Origin of the sequence: Klebsiella sp. PL-2018, assembly GCF_019048985.1 — a bacterium.
In the GTDB taxonomy this organism is placed as follows: Bacteria; Pseudomonadota; Gammaproteobacteria; order Enterobacterales; family Enterobacteriaceae; genus Klebsiella; species Klebsiella michiganensis.
The window spans coordinates 5,641,300-5,660,004 of sequence record NZ_CP077673.1 but is presented as its reverse complement, the minus strand read 5'-3'; the positions used below and the strand labels follow the sequence as shown (position 1 = coordinate 5,660,004).

At 58.3% G+C, this 18,705-nt stretch carries 16 protein-coding genes; 7 read left to right on the top strand and 9 right to left on the bottom strand.

Going from position 1 to position 18,705, the window contains the following annotated elements; genetic code table 11:
* Positions 1-47: 47 nt before the first annotated feature.
* On the top strand, positions 48-272 hold the full coding sequence (locus MKleb_RS26690) for a hypothetical protein (RefSeq protein WP_004855451.1): 225 nt from the start codon (positions 48-50) through the stop codon (positions 270-272).
* Here the strand turns inward: MKleb_RS26690 and mtlR are convergent.
* The 3 genes from mtlR to mtlA all read right to left on the bottom strand — a co-directional run bounded on the left by mtlR (position 261) and on the right by mtlA (position 4,040).
* A complete protein-coding gene (gene mtlR / locus MKleb_RS26685; RefSeq protein WP_014227228.1) occupies positions 261-857 on the bottom strand; it encodes a mannitol operon repressor MtlR in 597 nt (198 codons plus the stop codon). The genes MKleb_RS26690 and mtlR overlap by 12 nt on opposite strands.
* The gene (mtlD, locus tag MKleb_RS26680; protein ID WP_025106769.1) at positions 854-2,002 is read right to left on the bottom strand and encodes a mannitol-1-phosphate 5-dehydrogenase; all 1,149 of its coding nucleotides are present in this window, start codon (positions 2,000-2,002) and stop codon (positions 854-856) included. Before mtlD ends, mtlR begins: the two co-directional genes overlap by 4 nt.
* Before the next feature lie 127 nt (positions 2,003-2,129).
* Entirely contained in the window at positions 2,130-4,040 is a 1,911-nt protein-coding gene (gene mtlA, locus MKleb_RS26675; RefSeq protein ID WP_004855446.1) for a PTS mannitol transporter subunit IICBA, read from the bottom strand.
* A gap of 536 nt (positions 4,041-4,576) precedes the next feature.
* On the opposite strand from mtlA, the gene MKleb_RS26670 reads away from it, so the two are divergent.
* From MKleb_RS26670 to selB, 5 genes are all read left to right on the top strand, one after another.
* Positions 4,577-4,948, top strand: coding sequence for a DUF3302 domain-containing protein (locus MKleb_RS26670; protein ID WP_217076369.1), 372 nt, complete (start codon positions 4,577-4,579; stop codon positions 4,946-4,948).
* Between the two features lie 3 nt (positions 4,949-4,951).
* The gene (locus MKleb_RS26665) at positions 4,952-6,088 is read left to right on the top strand and encodes an HlyD family secretion protein (RefSeq protein ID WP_004855442.1); all 1,137 of its coding nucleotides are present in this window, start codon (positions 4,952-4,954) and stop codon (positions 6,086-6,088) included.
* A 91-nt stretch (positions 6,089-6,179) separates the two neighbouring features.
* The gene (locus tag MKleb_RS26660; protein ID WP_014227226.1) at positions 6,180-6,788 is read left to right on the top strand and encodes a glutathione S-transferase; all 609 of its coding nucleotides are present in this window, start codon (positions 6,180-6,182) and stop codon (positions 6,786-6,788) included.
* A gap of 95 nt (positions 6,789-6,883) precedes the next feature.
* Entirely contained in the window at positions 6,884-8,272 is a 1,389-nt protein-coding gene (gene selA, locus MKleb_RS26655; RefSeq protein WP_108703553.1) for an L-seryl-tRNA(Sec) selenium transferase, read from the top strand.
* Positions 8,269-10,110, top strand: coding sequence for a selenocysteine-specific translation elongation factor (gene selB / locus MKleb_RS26650; RefSeq protein WP_014227224.1), 1,842 nt, complete (start codon positions 8,269-8,271; stop codon positions 10,108-10,110). The genes selA and selB overlap by 4 nt, the downstream gene beginning before the upstream one ends.
* Positions 10,111-10,223: 113 nt before the next feature.
* On the opposite strand, the gene MKleb_RS26645 is transcribed toward selB, so the two are convergent.
* Entirely contained in the window at positions 10,224-12,185 is a 1,962-nt protein-coding gene (locus MKleb_RS26645) for a glycoside hydrolase family 127 protein (RefSeq protein WP_217076368.1), read from the bottom strand.
* 10 nt (positions 12,186-12,195) lie between these two features.
* Positions 12,196-13,596, bottom strand: a complete 1,401-nt coding sequence (locus MKleb_RS26640; RefSeq protein ID WP_025106772.1) for an MFS transporter — start codon at positions 13,594-13,596, stop codon at positions 12,196-12,198.
* A 252-nt stretch (positions 13,597-13,848) separates the two neighbouring features.
* Between MKleb_RS26640 and MKleb_RS26635 the strand changes: the two genes are divergently transcribed.
* Entirely contained in the window at positions 13,849-14,664 is an 816-nt protein-coding gene (locus tag MKleb_RS26635) for a helix-turn-helix domain-containing protein (RefSeq protein ID WP_025106773.1), read from the top strand.
* Positions 14,665-14,970: 306 nt separating this feature from the next.
* On the opposite strand, the gene araD is transcribed toward MKleb_RS26635, so the two are convergent.
* Genes araD through MKleb_RS26615 form a run of 4 tightly spaced genes read right to left on the bottom strand, consistent with a single transcriptional unit; the run spans position 14,971 to position 18,680 of the window.
* Complete coding sequence (gene araD / locus MKleb_RS26630) at positions 14,971-15,669, bottom strand: L-ribulose-5-phosphate 4-epimerase (RefSeq protein ID WP_025106774.1); 699 nt, start codon at positions 15,667-15,669, stop codon at positions 14,971-14,973.
* A complete protein-coding gene (locus tag MKleb_RS26625; RefSeq protein WP_009653713.1) occupies positions 15,663-16,523 on the bottom strand; it encodes an L-ribulose-5-phosphate 3-epimerase in 861 nt (286 codons plus the stop codon). Before MKleb_RS26625 ends, araD begins: the two co-directional genes overlap by 7 nt.
* A complete protein-coding gene (gene ulaD, locus MKleb_RS26620) occupies positions 16,516-17,178 on the bottom strand; it encodes a 3-keto-L-gulonate-6-phosphate decarboxylase UlaD (protein ID WP_025106775.1) in 663 nt (220 codons plus the stop codon). The genes MKleb_RS26625 and ulaD overlap by 8 nt, the downstream gene beginning before the upstream one ends.
* Complete coding sequence (locus MKleb_RS26615) at positions 17,175-18,680, bottom strand: FGGY-family carbohydrate kinase (RefSeq protein WP_025106776.1); 1,506 nt, start codon at positions 18,678-18,680, stop codon at positions 17,175-17,177. The genes ulaD and MKleb_RS26615 overlap by 4 nt, the downstream gene beginning before the upstream one ends.
* Between the last annotated feature and the right edge of the window lie 25 nt (positions 18,681-18,705).

The window sequence follows — 18,705 nt, the reverse complement described above, 5'->3', positions numbered from 1 at the left end:
TTTGGCTAATCCTTAATAGGATCATTCCCCCAAAAGAGGAGAGCGTGATGGCGAAAATAGGCGACAGCGTACCGCGCATTATTGATAAAGCCGTAGATTTTATGGCTTCAAGTCAGGCTTTTATGGAATATCTAAAAAAATCTCCGCGTTTGCAGCATATACCGCCGGATATCCCGGCAGATAAAGAAGCGCTATTTCTGCGGCGTCTTGAGTATTATCGTCAGCTTTATCGGCCGACGTGCGACCAGCAAGAGCCAGAATCAGAGCGTTGATTTTTGAAAGGCTTTTTTTAAGCTGATTTTAGAAATCAGCTCGGTCAGAGATAGCATCATTGTGGAACGTACGACCTGCTGGTAGCGCAGCTTTTGCATTGCCAGCAGTTCAGCATCGCTCTCATCAAATTGCGGCGTGGGCGGCAGGGCGGCGACGCAGTGCAGCTCGCCGAACGGTCCGAGGATCTCATCGTCGGTAAAGCTATACTCATTACCGTCGTGATTCAGCTCTTCGCGCAGGGCCATCAGCAGTTCAGCGTCTTCATATTCGGCGCGGCTAATCACCCCAAGGCCGTAAATCAGCTTCAGGCGTACAGAAAGATCGCCAAGCGGCCCGTCGCCGTCCAGCAACGGCTCCACTGCGTATTTCACCGCGTAGTCGTCTTTACGGAATACCTGAAGCACCAGAATATTGACCGCTTCCGTCAGCAGTTCAACGGTGGCGATCAGGAAGCTTCTTACGGTTTTGCCAGCATTCAGACGTTCAAGCACACGGTTTTCAAATGCCTGTGTTTCTTCCATTATTGCCTGCATATCTGACATGAGTAATGGGCGCGGTTCGGACCGCGCCAGGTCTTGCCTCATTTGGTGGCGTTATAGTCGTTAACGGCTTCCGCCACCACCTCGCTTGCTGCGTCCAGACCCGAAATCTGCGCCAGCGCGGCCTGTGGGCCTTTCTCGGCAATCAGCGCCGCCAGTTCCTGCGCCTGCGGGTCTTCTTCGCTGCGGAAGTGCATGGCAGCGGCGATCCCTTTCACCAGATTGCGGTGCGGCAGGCCGTATTCTAGCGTACCGAGCAGCGGCTTAATTAAGCGGTCGCCCGCGCTCAGTTTGCGCAGCGGCTGGCGGCCAACGCGCTCAACGTCATCCTTCAGATACGGGTTCTCAAAACGACCGATAATTTTCTGGATGTAAGCGGCGTGCTTTTGCGCATCAAAGGCATAGCGTTTGATCAGCACCGCGCCGCTCTCTTCCATGGCGCCTTTGACCACGGCGCGAATGTGCTCATCAAGAATCGCGTCGCGAATCGTCTGATGACCCGCCAGTTTTCCGAGGTAGGCGGTTATAGCATGTCCGGTGTTTAAGGTGAATAGCTTACGTTCGACAAATGCCATCAGGTTATCGGTTAATTCCATACCTGGGATGTTCGGCAGTTCGCCTTTGAACTGGGTCTTATCGACAATCCACTCGCTGAAGGTTTCCACGGTGACTTCCAGCGGATCGTGAGTGGCGGAAGCCGACGGCGGAACGATGCGGTCAACGGCGGAATCAACGAAGCCGACGTTGGCTTCAACCCAGGCTTTGTCTTCTTCGGCGAGGGCGTTAAAAACGTGACCCTTCAGCTGGGTGGTGCCGCGGACCATGTTCTCGCAGGCGATGATATTCAGCGGGGCGGTAATCCCCTGCGCCTTACGTTTGGCCAGGCCTTTGGCAATCGCCGGGGCGATGCGTTCCAGCACGACCGGGCCGACGGCGGTGGTCAGCAGATCCACGCTGGCAATCAGCTCTACAACTTCGTCGCCGATGCTGCTGACGGCGTCAACGCCGGAAACGGTATCGACCTGCTCATTCTCGCCGACCACGTGAACCTGGTAGCTATGACGGGCATTCAGGGCATCGAGCACGACCTGATTTACATCCGCAAACGTCAGCTGTATCCCCGCGTCCGCCAGCAGTTTGCCGATAAAGCCACGACCGATATTACCTGCGCCAAAATGTAATGCTTTCATAGTATTAACCTTCAATTAATGTTTTTACCTGAGAGGGCTGGGGTCAGGCGTTTCCCTCACCCCAACCCTCTCTCCCCACGCGTAAGGAGAGAGGGGGGCGTTGCCCGGCGCACCGCCGGGTGACGGATTACGCTTTCAGCAGCGTCAGAACTTCTTCAACGCTGGTGGTTTTTGCCAGACGCTCAATGACCGATTCATCGTCCAGGGCGTTGGTCAGGCTGGTAATCACCTGGATATGTTCGTTATTACGCGCGGCAATACCGATAACCAGGCGAGCCACCTCGTCCTCTTCTTCGCCGAAGCGTACGCCTTCCGGGTATTGGCAGAAGACGATGCCGGTTTTCAGAACGCGATCTTTGGCTTCGATAGTGCCGTGCGGGACCGCGATGGACTCACCCAGATAGGTGGAGGTCAGCTTTTCACGATCCAGCATCGCCTGGACGTATTCCGGCTCAACGTAGCCGCCTTTCACCAGCTGCTCGCCGGCAAACAGAATCGCTTCTTCTTTGGTCGCCGCTTTACGACCGAGGAAGATGTTTTCCGCGCCGAGTTTGAACAGATTGGTGTCAGACGCATCAAAGCTGTCTTTCAGGCTGTCGCGGACTTTCTCTTCGTTATCCGTGTGGCGCTGCGCCGAAACCAGACGTTCGGTCAGGCTGGTGTACAGGCCGCTGTCGAGGAAGTTGGTCAGCGAAATATGCTGCGCCTGCGGCACCTGACGCATCGCACGCTCGGTCAGGTCGCGGTGGGTGATGACCAGGTCAACATCCGGCGGCAGGTTGTTGATCGCACTGTTAGTCACGGAGATGTTGCTCAGCCCGGCATCCTGCACTTTTTTACGCAGCACGCCTGCGCCCATCGCGCTGGAGCCCATACCTGCGTCGCAGGCGACGATGATTTTACGCACGTGGCTCAGGTCGTTCGCGACATCGCCAGCGGCCAGCGGCGTGGCGCCGCCTTTGGACTGCGCTTTCATATCCTGCATGCGACGGGTCGCGGCTTCGATATCATCTTCTTCTTTAACTTTGCTGGTTTTCAGCAGCACGGCTGCGACCACGAAGGAGACGGCCATCGCCGCAATAATCGCCGCGATGTTAGCAAAGTAAGCGCCTTTCGGCGTCATCGCCAGCACGGCGAGGATAGAACCCGGAGAAGCCGGAGAGACCAGCCCGCCGTTGAGGATAGTCAGGGTGAATACGCCGGTCATCCCACCGAGGATAACGGCCAGAATCAGACGCGGGTTCATCAGCACGTACGGGAAGTAAATCTCGTGAATACCGCCGAGGAAGTGGATGATTGCCGCACCGCCTGCAGACTGTTTCGCGCTGCCGCGGCCGAAGAACATATACGCCAGCAGGACGCCCATCCCCGGACCCGGGTTAGCTTCAATCAGGAAGAAGATGGATTTGCCCAGCTCGTGGGATTGCTGAATACCCAGCGGCGAGAAAATACCGTGGTTAATGGCGTTGTTGAGGAACAGGATTTTCGCCGGTTCAACAAAGATAGAGGCCAGCGGCAGCATCTCGTGCGCCACCATGAAGTTAACGCCTGCGGCCAGAATTTTCGACAGGACTTCAACCGCCGGGCCAATGCCGAGGAACGCCAGAATGGCGAGGATCATACCGATGATGCCCGCGGAGAAGTTATTCACCAGCATCTCAAAACCGGATTTGATCTTACCGTCTACCCAGACGTCGAATTTTTTAATTGCCCAGCCGCCCAGCGGACCGGCGATCATGGAGCCGAGGAACATCGGCATATCTGCGCCGACGATAACGCCCATGGTGGTAATCGCGCCGACCACGCCGCCGCGCTCGCCGCCAACCAGCTTACCGCCGGTATAACCGATCAGCAGCGGCAGCAGATAGGTGATCATCGGACCGACCAGCTTCGCCAGCGTTTCGTTCGGTAACCATCCTGTCGGAATGAATAGTGCAGTGATAATACCCCACGCGATAAACGCGCCGATATTTGGCATCACCATATTGCTGAGGAAACGACCAAAGCTTTGCACTTTGATCTTGATATCGGATGACATAAAACACCCCTTCTTCTGTTTTTGCTATCGGCAGGCTGAAAGCCCGAGGCTTGTTGTTAATAAGGCGGCAGAGGTAGCCGGGCCCTGAGTGATAGTGCGAAATCTGGCACTGAATCGTTAAGCTGTCCAGTCGGTGGATTTTTATGTGATTTGGATCACATGAATATAGGGCGATGACGGTCTTTTGTAGTGATCTCCATCACAAAATGGATGTGTAAAAAAACAACAGACCGGGTTTTAAGGGGGGATAATGCATTTTTATGTGATGAAAATCACAAATTTACTTTGACGTTTTGTTATTTGTTTGTGATGTTCATCACAAAATATTTTCACCAGGATTTAGCCCGGTGTGATCTCGCGCAAGTTATGCCGCGTTCCGCTTGCTGATACGTCACTCAGTAACGCAATCGCTTAAAGAACATTTTAGTCGTCAATGGCGAAAATGATACGGGTGAATTATGCTCATTTTGTCGGCCCTTTTTTTCATCCGGCCCGGCACACATCCTGAAAATAATTAGCGTAAATCCGAGGAAATTATGTTTCTCAATTATTTTGCGCTCGGCGTTCTGATCTTTGTATTTCTGGTGATTTTTTATGGAATCATCATTCTCCATGATATTCCTTACCTGATCGCGAAGAAACGTAATCACCCGCATGCCGATGCGATTCACGTCGCGGGCTGGGTGAGCCTTTTTACGCTGCACGTCATCTGGCCGTTTTTATGGATCTGGGCCACGCTTTACCGGCCAGAACGCGGCTGGGGCATGCAGCATCGGCGGGACGAGACGCCGTCTGAGGCGGCGGAAGAGGGGAACGACATCAGCGAACTGCGCCAGCGGGTTATCGCGCTCGAGCAGCAAATAACCGGTCTCAGACCGTCAGCTCAACCTCCTTCGGTGGAGAAATAACTCATGGATCTGCTGATTATTTTGACCTATGTGGCGATTGCCTGGTCGATATTTAAAATATTTAAGATTCCGGTAAATAAATGGACGGTTCCCACCGCGGCGCTGGGCGGCGTATTTATTGTTAGCGCGCTTATCTTATTAATGAACTACAACCATCCGTATACCTTTACCGCGCAAAAAGCGGTTATTTCTATTCCTATTACGCCGCAGGTTACCGGGGTGGTCAGCAGCGTCACTGATAAAGCAAATCAACGGGTTAAAAAGGGCGAGGTGCTGTTTACCATCGATCCGGTGCGATATCAGGCGCGGGTGGACCGGCTACAGGCCGACCTTGTTACCGCGCTGCACAGTATCAATACCCTTAAAGCCCAGCTTTCTGAGGCTCAGGCCAACACCACGCGCGTTTCGGCGGAGCGCGACCGTCTGTATAAGGATTATCAGCGCTACCTGAAAGGAAGCCAGGCGCGGGTCAATCCGTTTTCGGAAAGCGATATCGATAATGCCCGGCAAAACTACCTCGCCCAGGATGCGATGGTGAAAGGATCGGTAGCGGAGCAGGCGCAAATTCAGAGCCAGCTCGACAGCATGATAAACGGCGAACAGTCGCAGGTGGTAAGCCTGCGCGCGCAGCTGGCGGAGGCGAAATATAACCTCGATCAGACGACCGTGCGCGCGCCTAGCGATGGCTATATCACCCAGGTGTTAATTCGTCCTGGGACCTATGCCGCCTCGCTGCCGCTGCGTCCGGTGATGGTCTTTATCCCCCAGCAAAAACGGCTGATTGTGGCGCAGTTCCGGCAAAATTCGCTGCTCAGGCTGGAGAAGGGCGACGATGCTGAAGCGGTGTTCAACGCGCTGCCGGGACAGGTCTTTCGCGGCAAGCTGGTGAGCATCCTGCCAGTCGTACCGGGGGGAACATACCAGGCGCAGGGCACGCTGCAGGCGCTGACGGTGACGCCGGGCACCGACGGCGTGCTGGCGACCATTGAGCTGGAGCCCGATGCCGCCGTAGACGCCCTGCCTGACGGCATTTACGCCCAGGTGGCGGTCTACTCCGATCATTTCACCCACGTTTCGGTGATGCGCAAGGTGCTGCTGCGGATGACCAGCTGGATGCACTATCTCTATCTGGACCATTAGCGGGGTCGGTCCGGCATGAGGTGATTTCTCTCTCTGCTATTTGCCTGCGCCTGCGCCATACTTACTACTTTGTTGGCGAAAGGAGCAGGCAATGAAACTGATCGGCAGCTACACCAGTCCCTTTGTGCGCAAAATTTCCGTCATACTGCTGGAAAAAGCGATTCCCTTCGAGTTCGTCAACGAATTCCCTTACCACGAGACCAACGGCGTGGCGCAGTACAATCCGCTGGGAAAAGTCCCCGCGCTGGTCACCGACGACGGTGAATGCTGGTACGACTCGCCCATTATTGCGCAATATCTGGAGCTGCTCGGCATCGCGCCGGATATGCTGCCTGCGGCGCCGAAGGCTGCGCTGAAATTGCGTCAAATTGAAGCGCTTGCTGATGGCGTGATGGAGGCTGCGCAAACGCTGGTACGGGAGAAAACGCGCCCGGCGGCCCAGCAGTCGGAAAGCGAACTGCTGCGCCAGCGTGAAAAAATTGCGCGCGGGCTTGATGCGCTGGAAGGGTATGCCAGTGACGGGACATTACGTCCTGATGAGGTTAATCTGGCAACCATTTCCGCAGCCTGCGCCATTGCTTATCTCAATTTCCGCCGCGTCGCGCCGGGCTGGTGCGCCACCCGACCGAAGCTGGTGCGCCTGGTGGATTCTCTCTTTCAACGCGCCAGCTTTGCGCGCACTGAACCGCCGGTGAGTTGACCCAGACAGGTAACAGTTTTTGCGCGGAGGCATTACAATTGCTGCTCATTTGTTGACTCCCTCTCCCGTCGGGAGGGGGGAAAATAGGTTCATTCATGACTAGCGAAATTCGTGCGCTTTATACCCGGCTTCCGGCCATCGACCGTTTACTCCGCGACCCCGCATTTTCACCGCTGTTGATGCAATACGGTCACGCCCAGACGGTAGCGCAGCTGCGTCAGATGCTGGACGAGGCGCGGGAATACATCCGCCTGAACCAGACGCTGCCGGACTGGTGCGAAGCATGGCTAATGGAGACCTCGCGTCGTTTGACGCAGCGACAGCAGAGCGCGCTGTGCCCGGTGTTCAACCTGACCGGTACCGTGCTGCACACCAACCTTGGGCGGGCGATTCAGGCGGAAGCGGCGGTAGAGGCGGTGACCCAGGCGATGCGCGCGCCGGTGACGCTGGAATACGATCTTGACGATGCCGGACGCGGCCACCGCGATCGCGCGCTGGCCGACCTGCTTTGCCAGATCACCGGCGCGGAAGACGCCTGTATCGTCAACAATAACGCGGCGGCGGTGCTGCTGATGCTGGCGGCAACCGCCGGCGGCAGTGAGGTGGTGGTGTCGCGCGGCGAGCTGGTGGAGATCGGCGGCGCGTTTCGTATTCCCGACGTGATGCGCCAGGCGGGCTGCGTTCTGCATGAAGTCGGGACCACCAACCGCACCCATGCGAAAGATTATCGTCAGGCGGTGAATGACAATACCGGCCTGCTGATGAAGGTGCACACCAGCAACTACAGTATTGAGGGCTTTACTAAAGCGGTCGATGAAGCGGCGCTGGCGGAGATTGGCCGCGAACTCAATATCCCGGTGGTGGCCGATCTCGGCAGCGGCTCGCTGGTGGATTTAAGCCAGTACGGCCTGCCGAAAGAGCCGATGCCGCAGGAGATGATTGCCGCCGGCGTCAGCCTGGTGAGCTTCTCCGGCGATAAACTGCTGGGCGGCCCGCAGGCGGGAATTATCGTCGGTAAAAAAGCGCTGATCGCGCGTTTGCAGAGCCATCCGCTTAAGCGCGCCCTGCGGGCGGATAAAATGACCCTCGCGGCGCTGGAGGCCACGCTGCGCCTCTATCTGCATCCGGAAAAGCTGGCCGCTGAACTGCCGACCCTGCGTCTGCTGACTCGCCAGGCGGACGAGATCCGCCTGCAGGGCGAGCGCATGCGGGCCGCGCTGGCTGCACATTATGCTGATTTTGACCTGCGGGTCGAGCCATGCCTGTCGCAGATCGGCAGCGGCTCGCTGCCGGTGGACCGCTTGCCCAGCGCGGCGTTGACGTTGACTCCGCGCGATGGGCGCGGCAGTCGGCTGGAAGCTCTGGCGGCACGCTGGCGTCAGTTGCCCGTGCCGGTTATTGGCAGGATCTACGATGGCCGCCTGTGGCTGGACCTGCGCTGTCTTGAGGATGAATCCCGGTTTATGGAGATGTTATTGAGATGATTATTGCCACCGCCGGACACGTTGACCACGGCAAAACCACGCTGCTGCAGGCGATTACCGGTATCAACGCCGATCGCCTGCCGGAAGAGAAAGCGCGCGGGATGACTATCGACCTCGGCTACGCCTACTGGCCGCAGCCCGATGGGCGGGTGCTGGGTTTTATCGACGTTCCCGGCCACGAAAAGTTTTTGTCCAATATGCTGGCCGGCGTCGGCGGTATCGATCACGCGCTGCTGGTGGTGGCCTGCGATGATGGCGTGATGGCGCAAACCCGCGAACATCTGGCGATCCTCCAGCTTACCGGGCAGCCAACGCTAACCGTGGCGCTGACCAAAGCGGACCGCGTAGAAGCGGCGCGGATTGAGGAGGTGGAGGCGGAAATCGACGCGGTGCTGGCGGAGTTCGGCTTTACCGGCGCGACCCTGTTTGCCGTCGCGGCGACGGAAGGACGGGGCATCGCCGAGCTGCGCGAGCATCTCCTGCAGCTCTCCGCGCGCGCACACCCGCAGCATCAGCGCTTTCGCCTGGCCATCGACCGGGCATTTACCGTCAAAGGCGCGGGGCTGGTGGTTACCGGGACCGCGTTATCCGGCGAGGTCAACGTTGGCGATACGCTGTGGCTGACCGGCGTGGATAAACCGATGCGCGTGCGCGGTTTGCACGCGCAGAATCAGCCGGTTGAGCAGGCCTGGGCCGGCCAGCGCATTGCCCTGAATATTGCCGGCGATGCGCAAAAAGAGGAGCTCAACCGCGGCGACTGGCTGCTGGCGGTACCGCCGCCGGAAGCCTCTGAGCGGGTCATCGTTGAACTGCAGTGCCATACGCCGCTTAGCCAGTGGCAGCCGCTGCATATCCACCACGCCGCCAGCCATATTACCGGCCGCGTGTCGCTGCTCGAAGGCGCGCTGGCGGAGCTGGTTCTCGATACGCCGCTGCGGCTGGCGGATAACGACCGTCTGGTGCTGCGTGATATTTCCGCGCGCCTGACGCTGGCCGGTGCGCGAGTGGTGACCCTCAATCCGCCGCGCCGGGGCAAGCGTAAGCCGGAGTATTTACAGTGGCTGCACGCGCTGGCCGCCGCGCAGGGCGATGACGTCCAGGCGCTGGATATTCACCTTCAGCGCGATGCGGTGCGCCTCGATGATTTCGCCTGGGCGCGTCAGCTCAGCCGCGATGGCCTCAACGCGCTGATTCACCGCCCTGACTATCTGCAGGCGGGAAATAGCCTGCTGAGCGCCCCGCTCGCCGCGCGCTGGCAGCGGAAGCTGCTCGATGCCCTGGCGCGCTATCACGATCAGCATCGCGATGAGCCAGGACCGGGCCGCGAACGCCTGCGGCGTATTGCGCTGCCGATGGAAGATGAAGCGCTGGTACTGCTGTTGATTGAACAGATGCGCGAAAGCGGCATTGTTCACAGCCACCACGGCTGGCTGCATCTGCCGGAGCATAAAGCGGGCTTTACCGACGAGCAGCAGGCCATCTGGCAGCGGGTTGCCGGGCTGTTTGCCGATGAGCCATGGTGGGTGCGCGATCTGGCGCGGGAAGCCAACGTAGAAGAGTCGTTAATGCGGGCGGTATTACGCCAGGCGGCGCAGCAGGGGATGATTACCGCGATCGTGAAAGATCGCTACTATCGCAACGATCGGATTGTGGCGTTTGCCAAAATGATCCGCGATCTGGATCTGGAAAGGGGCTCAACCTGCGCGGCGGATTTCCGCGATACGCTGAACGTCGGGCGCAAGCTGGCGATTCAGATCCTCGAATATTTCGACCGCATCGGTTTTACCCGCCGTCGCGGCAACGATCATATTCTGCGCGATAAGGCATTGTTCCTTTAGCATAAGCAGGTAGTCCCGGGTCGCGGCGTGAACGCCTTACCCGGGCTACGATAACGCACAAACCTTGTAGCCCCGGTAAGCGCAGCGCCACCGGGGAATGCTCACACTCACATTTACGCTTCCGCTTCGTTCACCCAGATGCGCATCTCGCCTTCGCCGCGGTTGGCCCAGCTAAACCACGGAATAAAGGTTAATACTTGCGGCTGACGGGAGGACGGCGCGCGGTCATAGTGCCATAGGGCCTGGTTTTCGGCATCTTCCGCCGTTTGCTTATAGCCCGGCGCCTGGAGAAGTATCTTGCGGGCAAAAATCCCTTTGCCTTCGACAGTGCTAAACCGGGCGTCGCGCGGCAGCTGCAGGTTATGCAATTGCTCGCCGTTATCCGCCTGCTCCAGGCAGTAAACCAGCGGACCGCGCTGGACGGCGACCTGGCCTGCCTGGTGGCGCACCAGCGGGTTACCGTAAATGCGGCGCACCGGCATCGGCAGGGTTAACTGTAGCGTGTCGCCCTCCTGCCAGAGATGGCTGATGTGCAGATACCCTTTGCGCACGTCCTGCGTAACCGGCGCGCCGTTGAGCGTGACCTGCGGCTTATCGCACCAGTCCGGCAGACGCAGCGCCAGGGTATGATTAACCGGTGAAGATGAATCGATGACTATCTTCACCTGTTCCTGCCACGGATAGTTGCCGCTGATGCGCAGGCGTAGCGCCTCATTGCCCACCGGGATCTCCACGCTGTTGCCGACATACAGGTTGATGTACAGGACGTCGCCGTGCGGCGTGTAGATATAGTGCCCCAGCGAGGTCAGCACCCGTGCGATATTCGGCGGACAGCAGGCGCAGCCGAACCAGCGCTGACGGACGGGCTTAACGTGATCGTAAATATGGTTGAATTTTGAGGATTTTGGATGCACTTCCAGCGGATTGACGTAGAAGAAGTGCTTGCCGTCGAGCGCCATTCCACCCAGCACGGTGTTATACAGCGCGCGCTCCATCACGTCGGCATATTGGCTGTCGGCTTCCATCTCCAGCATCCGGCGGGCAAACATCATCAGGCCAATGGAAGCACAGCTTTCGGCATAGACCGTGTCGTTTGGCAGGTCATAGTCGCTGCTGAAGGCCTCCCCGCTGCTCTGCGAACCGATTCCGCCGGTGATATACAGCTGACGCCGGGCCATATTTTTCCACAGGCGCAGGCAATCCCGGCGCTTGCCCTCGTCCTGACTTAAACGGGCGAGGTGGGCAACGCCGGTCATCAGATAGACGAAACGCACCGCGTGGCCGATGGCGACCGGTTGTTCGGAAATCGGCTGATGCGCCTGGCTGTAGGGTTTATCCATCACCATCCACGCCGGACCGTAGGTGTTCCAGTAGGAGGTTTTGCCGCGCTTCTCATATTCGATATCGTAAAAATGCGGCTGCGTTCCGCGCGCCTCAACGAAGTACTTCACCAGCGCGATATAGCGCGGCTCCTGAGTGACGTCATACAGGCGCATTAACGCCAGCTCGATTTCCGGATGGCCAGGGTAGCCGTGCAGCTGGTTATCTCCGGGGCCAAACACGCTATCGATGTGGTCGGCGAGGCGGCAGACGACATCCAGCAGACGACGTTTGCCGGTGGCCTGGAAGAAGGCGACACCCGCTTCAATCATGTGCCCGGCGCAGTACAGTTCGTGGCATTCGGCGAGGTTGGTCCAGCGCTCCTCTGGCGCTTTGACCGTGAAATATGTATTCAGATAGCCATCTTCACACTGGGCGGCCGCGACCAGTTCAATCACCTCATCGGCGGTTTTTTCCAGCCCGGCGTCCGGCTTCTGACACAGCGACCAGGCCACCGCCTCCAGCCATTTCGCCACGTCGCTGTCCTGAAAGACCATGCCGTAGAATTCGCCCTCCTGTCGCCCGGCGGCGATGCGGAAGTTCTCTATCGCATGGCTCGGGTCCGCCTCCTCGATACGGTCGTTAAGCGCATCCCACTGATAAGGGATCACCACATCGCGCACCAGCTGCTGGTACTGGCCGAGGAACGGGTCGTTGATTTTCAGTTTGTGCAGATCGACTTCCATAACAGACATGGCGGACTCCTTAAGGCTGAACATGACGCGTACGCAGATCGCTGGCGATGCGCGCCATCATCGGATTGTTGAGCTTGCAGGCGCGAATGGAAAGGGCCAGCAGCAGATGGAACAGGGCGGGCAGCAGGGTCTCCATGGAGGCGATACCCGCCAGTGATGATGCCGTTTGGTTTTCCACGCCCGGCTGATAGGCCACGTAGATAAACACGAGGCTGATAATGCCGGCGCTGGAGGCCCACGCCAGCTTGATAAAGAACAGGTTAAAGGCGAAGTTCATCCCGGAAGAACGCACGCCGGTTTTCCATTCGCCGTAGTCGTCGGAGAAGGCCATCAGCGAAAAGTGCAGCGGCAGGGTAAAGCCGAGAATAATGCCGTTGCCGAGAATGACGACCAGCCACAGGATCTGGTACGCCTGCCCGGTTGGCAAAAACCACATCGCCACGGCCAGCGCGGCCAGCACCAGGTTGGTGTAGTAGTAGAGTTTAACGGTATCAAAGCGGCGCGAGAGCAGGTTGATGATGACGGAGCCCGCAATCGAGGCGAAGGTTACCATGGTGAAGAATAGCGAGGTGTAGCCGGTAGAGCCGCCCAGCACGTAGGTGATGAAGTACATGTAGCCGCCGCCGCGGATATTGAAGACGTTGATGAGCAGAAATGACATCACCAGCATCAGCAGCAGCTGGTCGTTTTTACGCAGCCCGGCGATGTGCTCGCGCAGGGTAAATTTCCCCATGACATCCAGCGAGACGCGTTCGCGAACCCAGAAGAAGCAGCACAGGAACATCGCTACCGCGATGGCGCAGAGTACGCCGACGCCGTACTGATACCCCTGTGCGGTATCGCCCTGGCCGAGCGCTTTTACCATCCACGGCAGCCCAACGGAGACTAAGAATCCCGCCACGCCGCACAGGACAAAGCGCCATGCCTGGCACGAGATAACCTCGCTATGACGCGTGGTCATCGTGTTGATCAGCGCGCAGTAGGGGACGTTTATCGCGGTGTAGCTCACCGACAGCAGCAGATAGGTGCCGAACGCCCAGGCGATTTTTACCCCCATGCTGGCGTCGGGCACGGTAAACGTCAGGACGCCGATAACGCCGATCGGCACGGCAATCCACAGCTGCCAGGGACGAAAGCGTCCCCAGCGGCTCTGGGTACGGTCGGCCAGCACGCCCATAATCGGGTCGGAAACGGCGTCGAAAACGCGCAGGGCCAGAAACAGGGTCCCGACCAGCGCGGGCGTCAGGCCGAAGACATCGGTATAGAAAAAAGTTAAAAAGTTCATGATCAGGCAGGTAATCACCGTCCCGCCCGCGTCGCCCAATCCGTAGCCTATTTTTTCCCGAAGGGATAATTTGTCGTCCTGGGCACGCTGTGCCAAATCAGTTGTGGTAATCGGAGCCGAAGTCATAAATAACTCCCGGAGATGATGTGCGAATAATATCCCGCTGAAGTGCGGGCTTTAATTGTGTTATTTGCAAATTACGTTATTTATTCTGCACTAAATGTTGGGGGCAACAAGGGAAGGAAAAAGTATAAAAAGAGGACGATTCCGACCTGATGGTAAAAATGTGATTTTGATCCAGCAGACAACTATTTTATCGTGAATAATCAAAGGTGACAGGGGTTATTAATGCTATTAAAAGCGGAATATTGAATGTCTATGCTTGAATTGTCCATGTCACTTCCGATTAAGGTGCAAAATGGTGGATTGTTTATTTCCCGAGGCATCGGCAGCCATCCGGCTCGTCAGCTTCACTCCTGGGAAATAATCTTTGTGGAAAAAGGAACATTAACGATCCGCGAAAACAACGAGATTTTTAGCGTCAACGCCGGGGAAAGTTTATTGCTCTGGCCGCGGCGTTTACACGTCGGAATCGGGCAATTTCCGGCAGATTTAAAATTCTACTGGCTGCATTTTGAAGTGACCTCAGGCGAAAACGTTTCGCTGCCTGAGGCGCTGCTGTCGATTCCGCAGCACACGCGCGTCAGCGAGCCGCAGTATATTATTTCGTTGTTCCGCCAATTCTTACGCGAGCAGGAAAATATTCATCGTAGCGTGGCGCTGGAGCTGATCCTGCTGCTGATTCTGCAGCAAGTTTCGGCGGCAGCGGGCGAACAGCCCGCCGACAGCCCCGGCAATGCGCTGGTGTGGAGAGCGCAGCAAATCATTCGTACCCGGTTTCATTTGCCCCTTTCCGCATCCACGCTGGCGCAGGAGCTGCACTGCAACGCCGATTATCTGGGGCGGATTTATCGCCATGTTTTCCGGCTGACCTTAACCGAAGCGCTGCACCGTCAGCGGGTGAGGGCGGCGGAAAAGCTGCTTATCAGCGATTCCCTGTCGCTCACCGAGGTGGCGATGAAATGCGGATTTAACGATGTCGGCTATTTTCGCAAGATTTTCCGTAAGCATACCAGCCTGACGCCCGCGGCGTGGAAGCGTCGTTACTGCAAGGAACATATTAATTCGGCGTAGGGTTGATGGGTTTTCCCGCCGGGGATGCGTAGCCCGGACAGATGCGCAGCATCGCCTCCGGGAAAATTCTGCAACATCCTGCACGCTTCCCCCGGGGGCGGCGCAAAGCGCCTGCCCGGGCTACGGGACTGCAGACCGCCGGGGACGCGTAGCCCGGACAGATGCGCAGCATCGCCTCCGGGAAAGTTCTGCAACATCCTGCACGCTTCCCCCGGGGGCGGCGCAAAGCGCCTGCCCGGGCTACGAGACCGCAGACCGCCGGTAGCCCGGATAAGGCGTTAGCCGCCATCCGGGAGTCCCGCGGTGTTAGTTTTGCCCGTAATAGGCATTCGCGCCGTGTTTACGCAGGTAGTGTTTATCGAGCAGTTCAGACTGCATATCCGCCAGCTGTGGCGCCAGCTGGCGCGAGAACAGGCCCATATAGGCGCACTCTTCAAGTACCACGGCGTTATGTACGGCGTCGGCCGCATCTTTACCCCAGGCAAACGGGCCGTGCGAATGGACTAATACCGCCGGGATTTGCGCCGGATCCAGACCGCGCTGTTCAAAGGTTTTGATAATCACTTCGCCGGTCTGATACTCATACTCCCCGTTAATCTCCTCAACGGTCATCGGCCGGGTGCAGGGGATGGCGCCATAAAAATAGTCGGCGTGGGTGGTGCCCCAGGCGGGGAGATCGAGACCGGCCTGCGACCAGATCGTCGCATGGCGGGAGTGGGTATGCACGATCCCGCCGATCTGCGGATAGCGACGATAAAGGGCCAGATGCGTTGGCGTATCCGAAGAGGGTTTTTTAGCGCCTTCAACGATCTTACCGCTGGCGATCTCTACGACCACCATATCGTCGGCGGTCATCACCTCATATTCGACGCCGGAGGGCTTAATGACCATCAGACGGCGCGTTTCATCCACCGCGCTGACGTTGCCCCAGGTAAAGGTGACCAGCCGGTGCGCCGGGAGCGCCAGGTTTGCCGCCAGCACCTCGGCTTTCAGTTGCTCTAACATGTGAAACCTCCTTCCTGCATCCGTGATTCAATCCAGCGCCGGGCCTGGATAATCTCCAGCACCGGTTCGCTGGCCTTCTCCGTCCACATCTCAATCAGAAACGAACCGCGGTAGTTCAGCTCATGCAGCGTCTTAAAGATGCCGACAAAATCAACGCATCCTTCACCGAACGGCACGTCGCGGAACTGGCCCGGGCTATCGTCGGTCACGGGCAGCGTGTCCTTCAGGTGGATGGCGGCGATACGATCGATACCCAGTTTCAGCTCGGCGGTGACGTCGTTCCCCCAGGCGCTGAGGTTGCCGACGTCCGGATAGACGGTAAACCACGGTGACGAAAGCCTCTCGTCCCACTTTTTCCATTTGCTGATGGAGTTCATAAAGGCGGTGTCCATGATCTCCACCGCCAGCATCACCTGCGCGGCGGCGGCCTGTTCTACCGCCCAGGCCAGCCCTTCGGCAAAACGCTGCCGGGTGCCTTCATCGTGCTCTTCGTAATAGACATCGTAACCCGCCAGCTGAATAGTACGAATCCCCAGATCGCGCGCCAGGCGGATGGCTTTAGTCATAATCTCCCGCGCCCGCTCGCGTACCGCCTCGTCGCGGCTGCCAAAGGGGAAACGGCGATGGGCGGACAGGCACATTGAGGGAATAGCGACGCCGGTTTCCAGCATCGCGCTCACCAGAGATGCCCGCTGGGCCGATGTCCACTCCAGGCGCGAAAGGCGTTCGTCGGTCTCGTCCACCGACATTTCGACAAAATCAAAACCGCAGCTTTTGGCCAGCACCAGCCGTTCAGGCCAGCTGAGATCCTTCGCCAGCGCTTTTTCATAAATACCTAACGGGTGGTTACGCATGCTGTTCTCCCCAGATAGCGTCGATTTGCGCGTGGAATTCGGCGGCAACCCGTGCCGGATGGGCAGCGCCTGCCAGCGCGCGCCCGGCAATAAACGCTTTGACGTTGATATCCTTGAACAGCGGTAGATCGGCCGGGGTAATCCCGCCGGTGATCGATAGCTCAAGGCCAATGTCGGAGAGCGCTTTCATGCGCGCCAGATCCGCCTCCCCCCACTGCTGCCCGCTGGCCTGGGCATCGCGTCCGCGATGGTAAATCGCCTGATGGACGCCGGTACGGTACCAGGCGCGGGCGTCATCCAGCGTCCAGTTGCCGAACAGCTCCATCTGAATTTCACCGCCGCAGGCCTGGGCCACGGCGTGGCCTTTCTCGACCGTAGCGAGCGGCGCAGCGCAGATGATGGTCATCCAGTTGGCGCCAGCGCCAAAGGCCTGCTGCGCCAGGGTTTCACCGGCGTCGGCGACTTTCCAGTCGGCGACGATGATCTTCTGCGGACACTGGGCGCGCAGGGCTGTAACTGCGTTAAGCCCCTCGGTCAAACAGAGGATGGTCCCCGCCTCCACGATATCAACGTGATCCTGTAGCAGGGCGACATCGCGCTGCGCAGCCTGAAGGCTGGTGTGGTCCAGCGCCAGCTGCAGTAATGGTCGGCTCATAATGCGTGCTCCTTAATACGGGCGTGATAGCCCTGTAGTGCTTCAATCAAATCCTGGTAGTGGCGGTATTTGCGCTGATAGCGCGCGTGGGCGGTCATATCGGGCAGCAGCGTGCGTACCGGGTGCTGCCGGGCGCGCCGGGCTTCGCTAAAGCTGCGGTATACGCCAGTGCCGACGCGCGCCGCGAGGGCAGCGCCAAAGCAGCCGGTCTCTTCCACCTGCGGCAGTTCAACGCGTAAGCCGCTGACGTCCGCCAGCATTTGCATCCAGACGTCGGAGTGCGCCGGGCCGCCGGTGACGCGCAGGGCCTGAACGCTTGTAAAGCGTTCGCGCATACGGTTGAGATGGGTCATATGGCTGAATACCACGCCTTCATAAACCGCCTGCAGCAGGTGCGCGCGGGTATGCAGCGCCTGCATGCCGTAAAAGCCGCAGGTCATCTCCAGCCCGGCGTTGCTGCCGTAGAGAAACGGCAGAAAAAACAGCTCGCTCCCGGCTTTCGGCAAACTGTCTACGGCCTGATTGATCTCATCAAACGAGAGATCGCCCCACTGAGCGGTAAACCATTCGAGGTTGCCGGATGAGGTCGGGCTGGCTTCGTGAACGATATACTGGCCGTCATTGACGTAGCGGCCATAGACGTAAGGGTGGGCCTCATGTTCGCGCAGACCGTGAGCGATACCGCTGGTGACGGCCCAGGTCCCCATCACCGCATTGAGGGTCGACTCATCCTCAATCCCGGCGCAAAGGGCGGTGGAGACCACGTCAAACAGGCCGCCAACGACGGGAGTACCCGCCGCCAGACCGGTTAAAGCGGCTGCCTGAGCGGTGATCTCCCCGCATATTTCGGCTGACCCTACAACGGGGGGCAGCGCGCTATCCACTTCGCCGATCCCCAGCCATTGGGTCAGACACGGGTCGTACTGGCCCGTGAACATGTTGTAGAGGTTGGACTCGGAGATGTTGCTCTCCTCGCAGCCTTTCACGCCGGTTAAGCACCAGCGCAGATAGTCATGCCCCATCATCACGCAGCCAATTTGCGCGTAGCGCTGGGGGTCATTCTCTTTGACCCAGCGCAGCAGAGAAGCCGGATGCCCGGTCCATAGCGTCTGGCGGGTAACGGGATAGAGCCGTTCGGGAATTCGGTCTCGCTGCCAGCGCTGAACGATATTCAGCGCCCGACGATCGGACGAGAGGATGGCGTTACCCAGCGGCCGATCCTGCTTATCGAGGAGAAAGAGACCCTTACCCTGAGCGGAGATGCCCACGCCTTTAATCTGTTCACCGGATACCCCTGCCCGTTGTAATAGTCCGGCAATGGTTGCCGCGCAGTGTTGCCAGAGCTGATGCATGTCGCGTTCGGCGTAACCCGGCAGGGGCGACATCGTCTGTAGCGCTTGCCGCACAATGCCATGTTCATGACCTTCGGCATCATATAAACCGGCTTTCAGATACGTGCCGCCACAATCAATACCCAGCCAGAAGGCCTGTTTCTTGCTCATCTTTCGCATCTCATTCTTGCCGGGA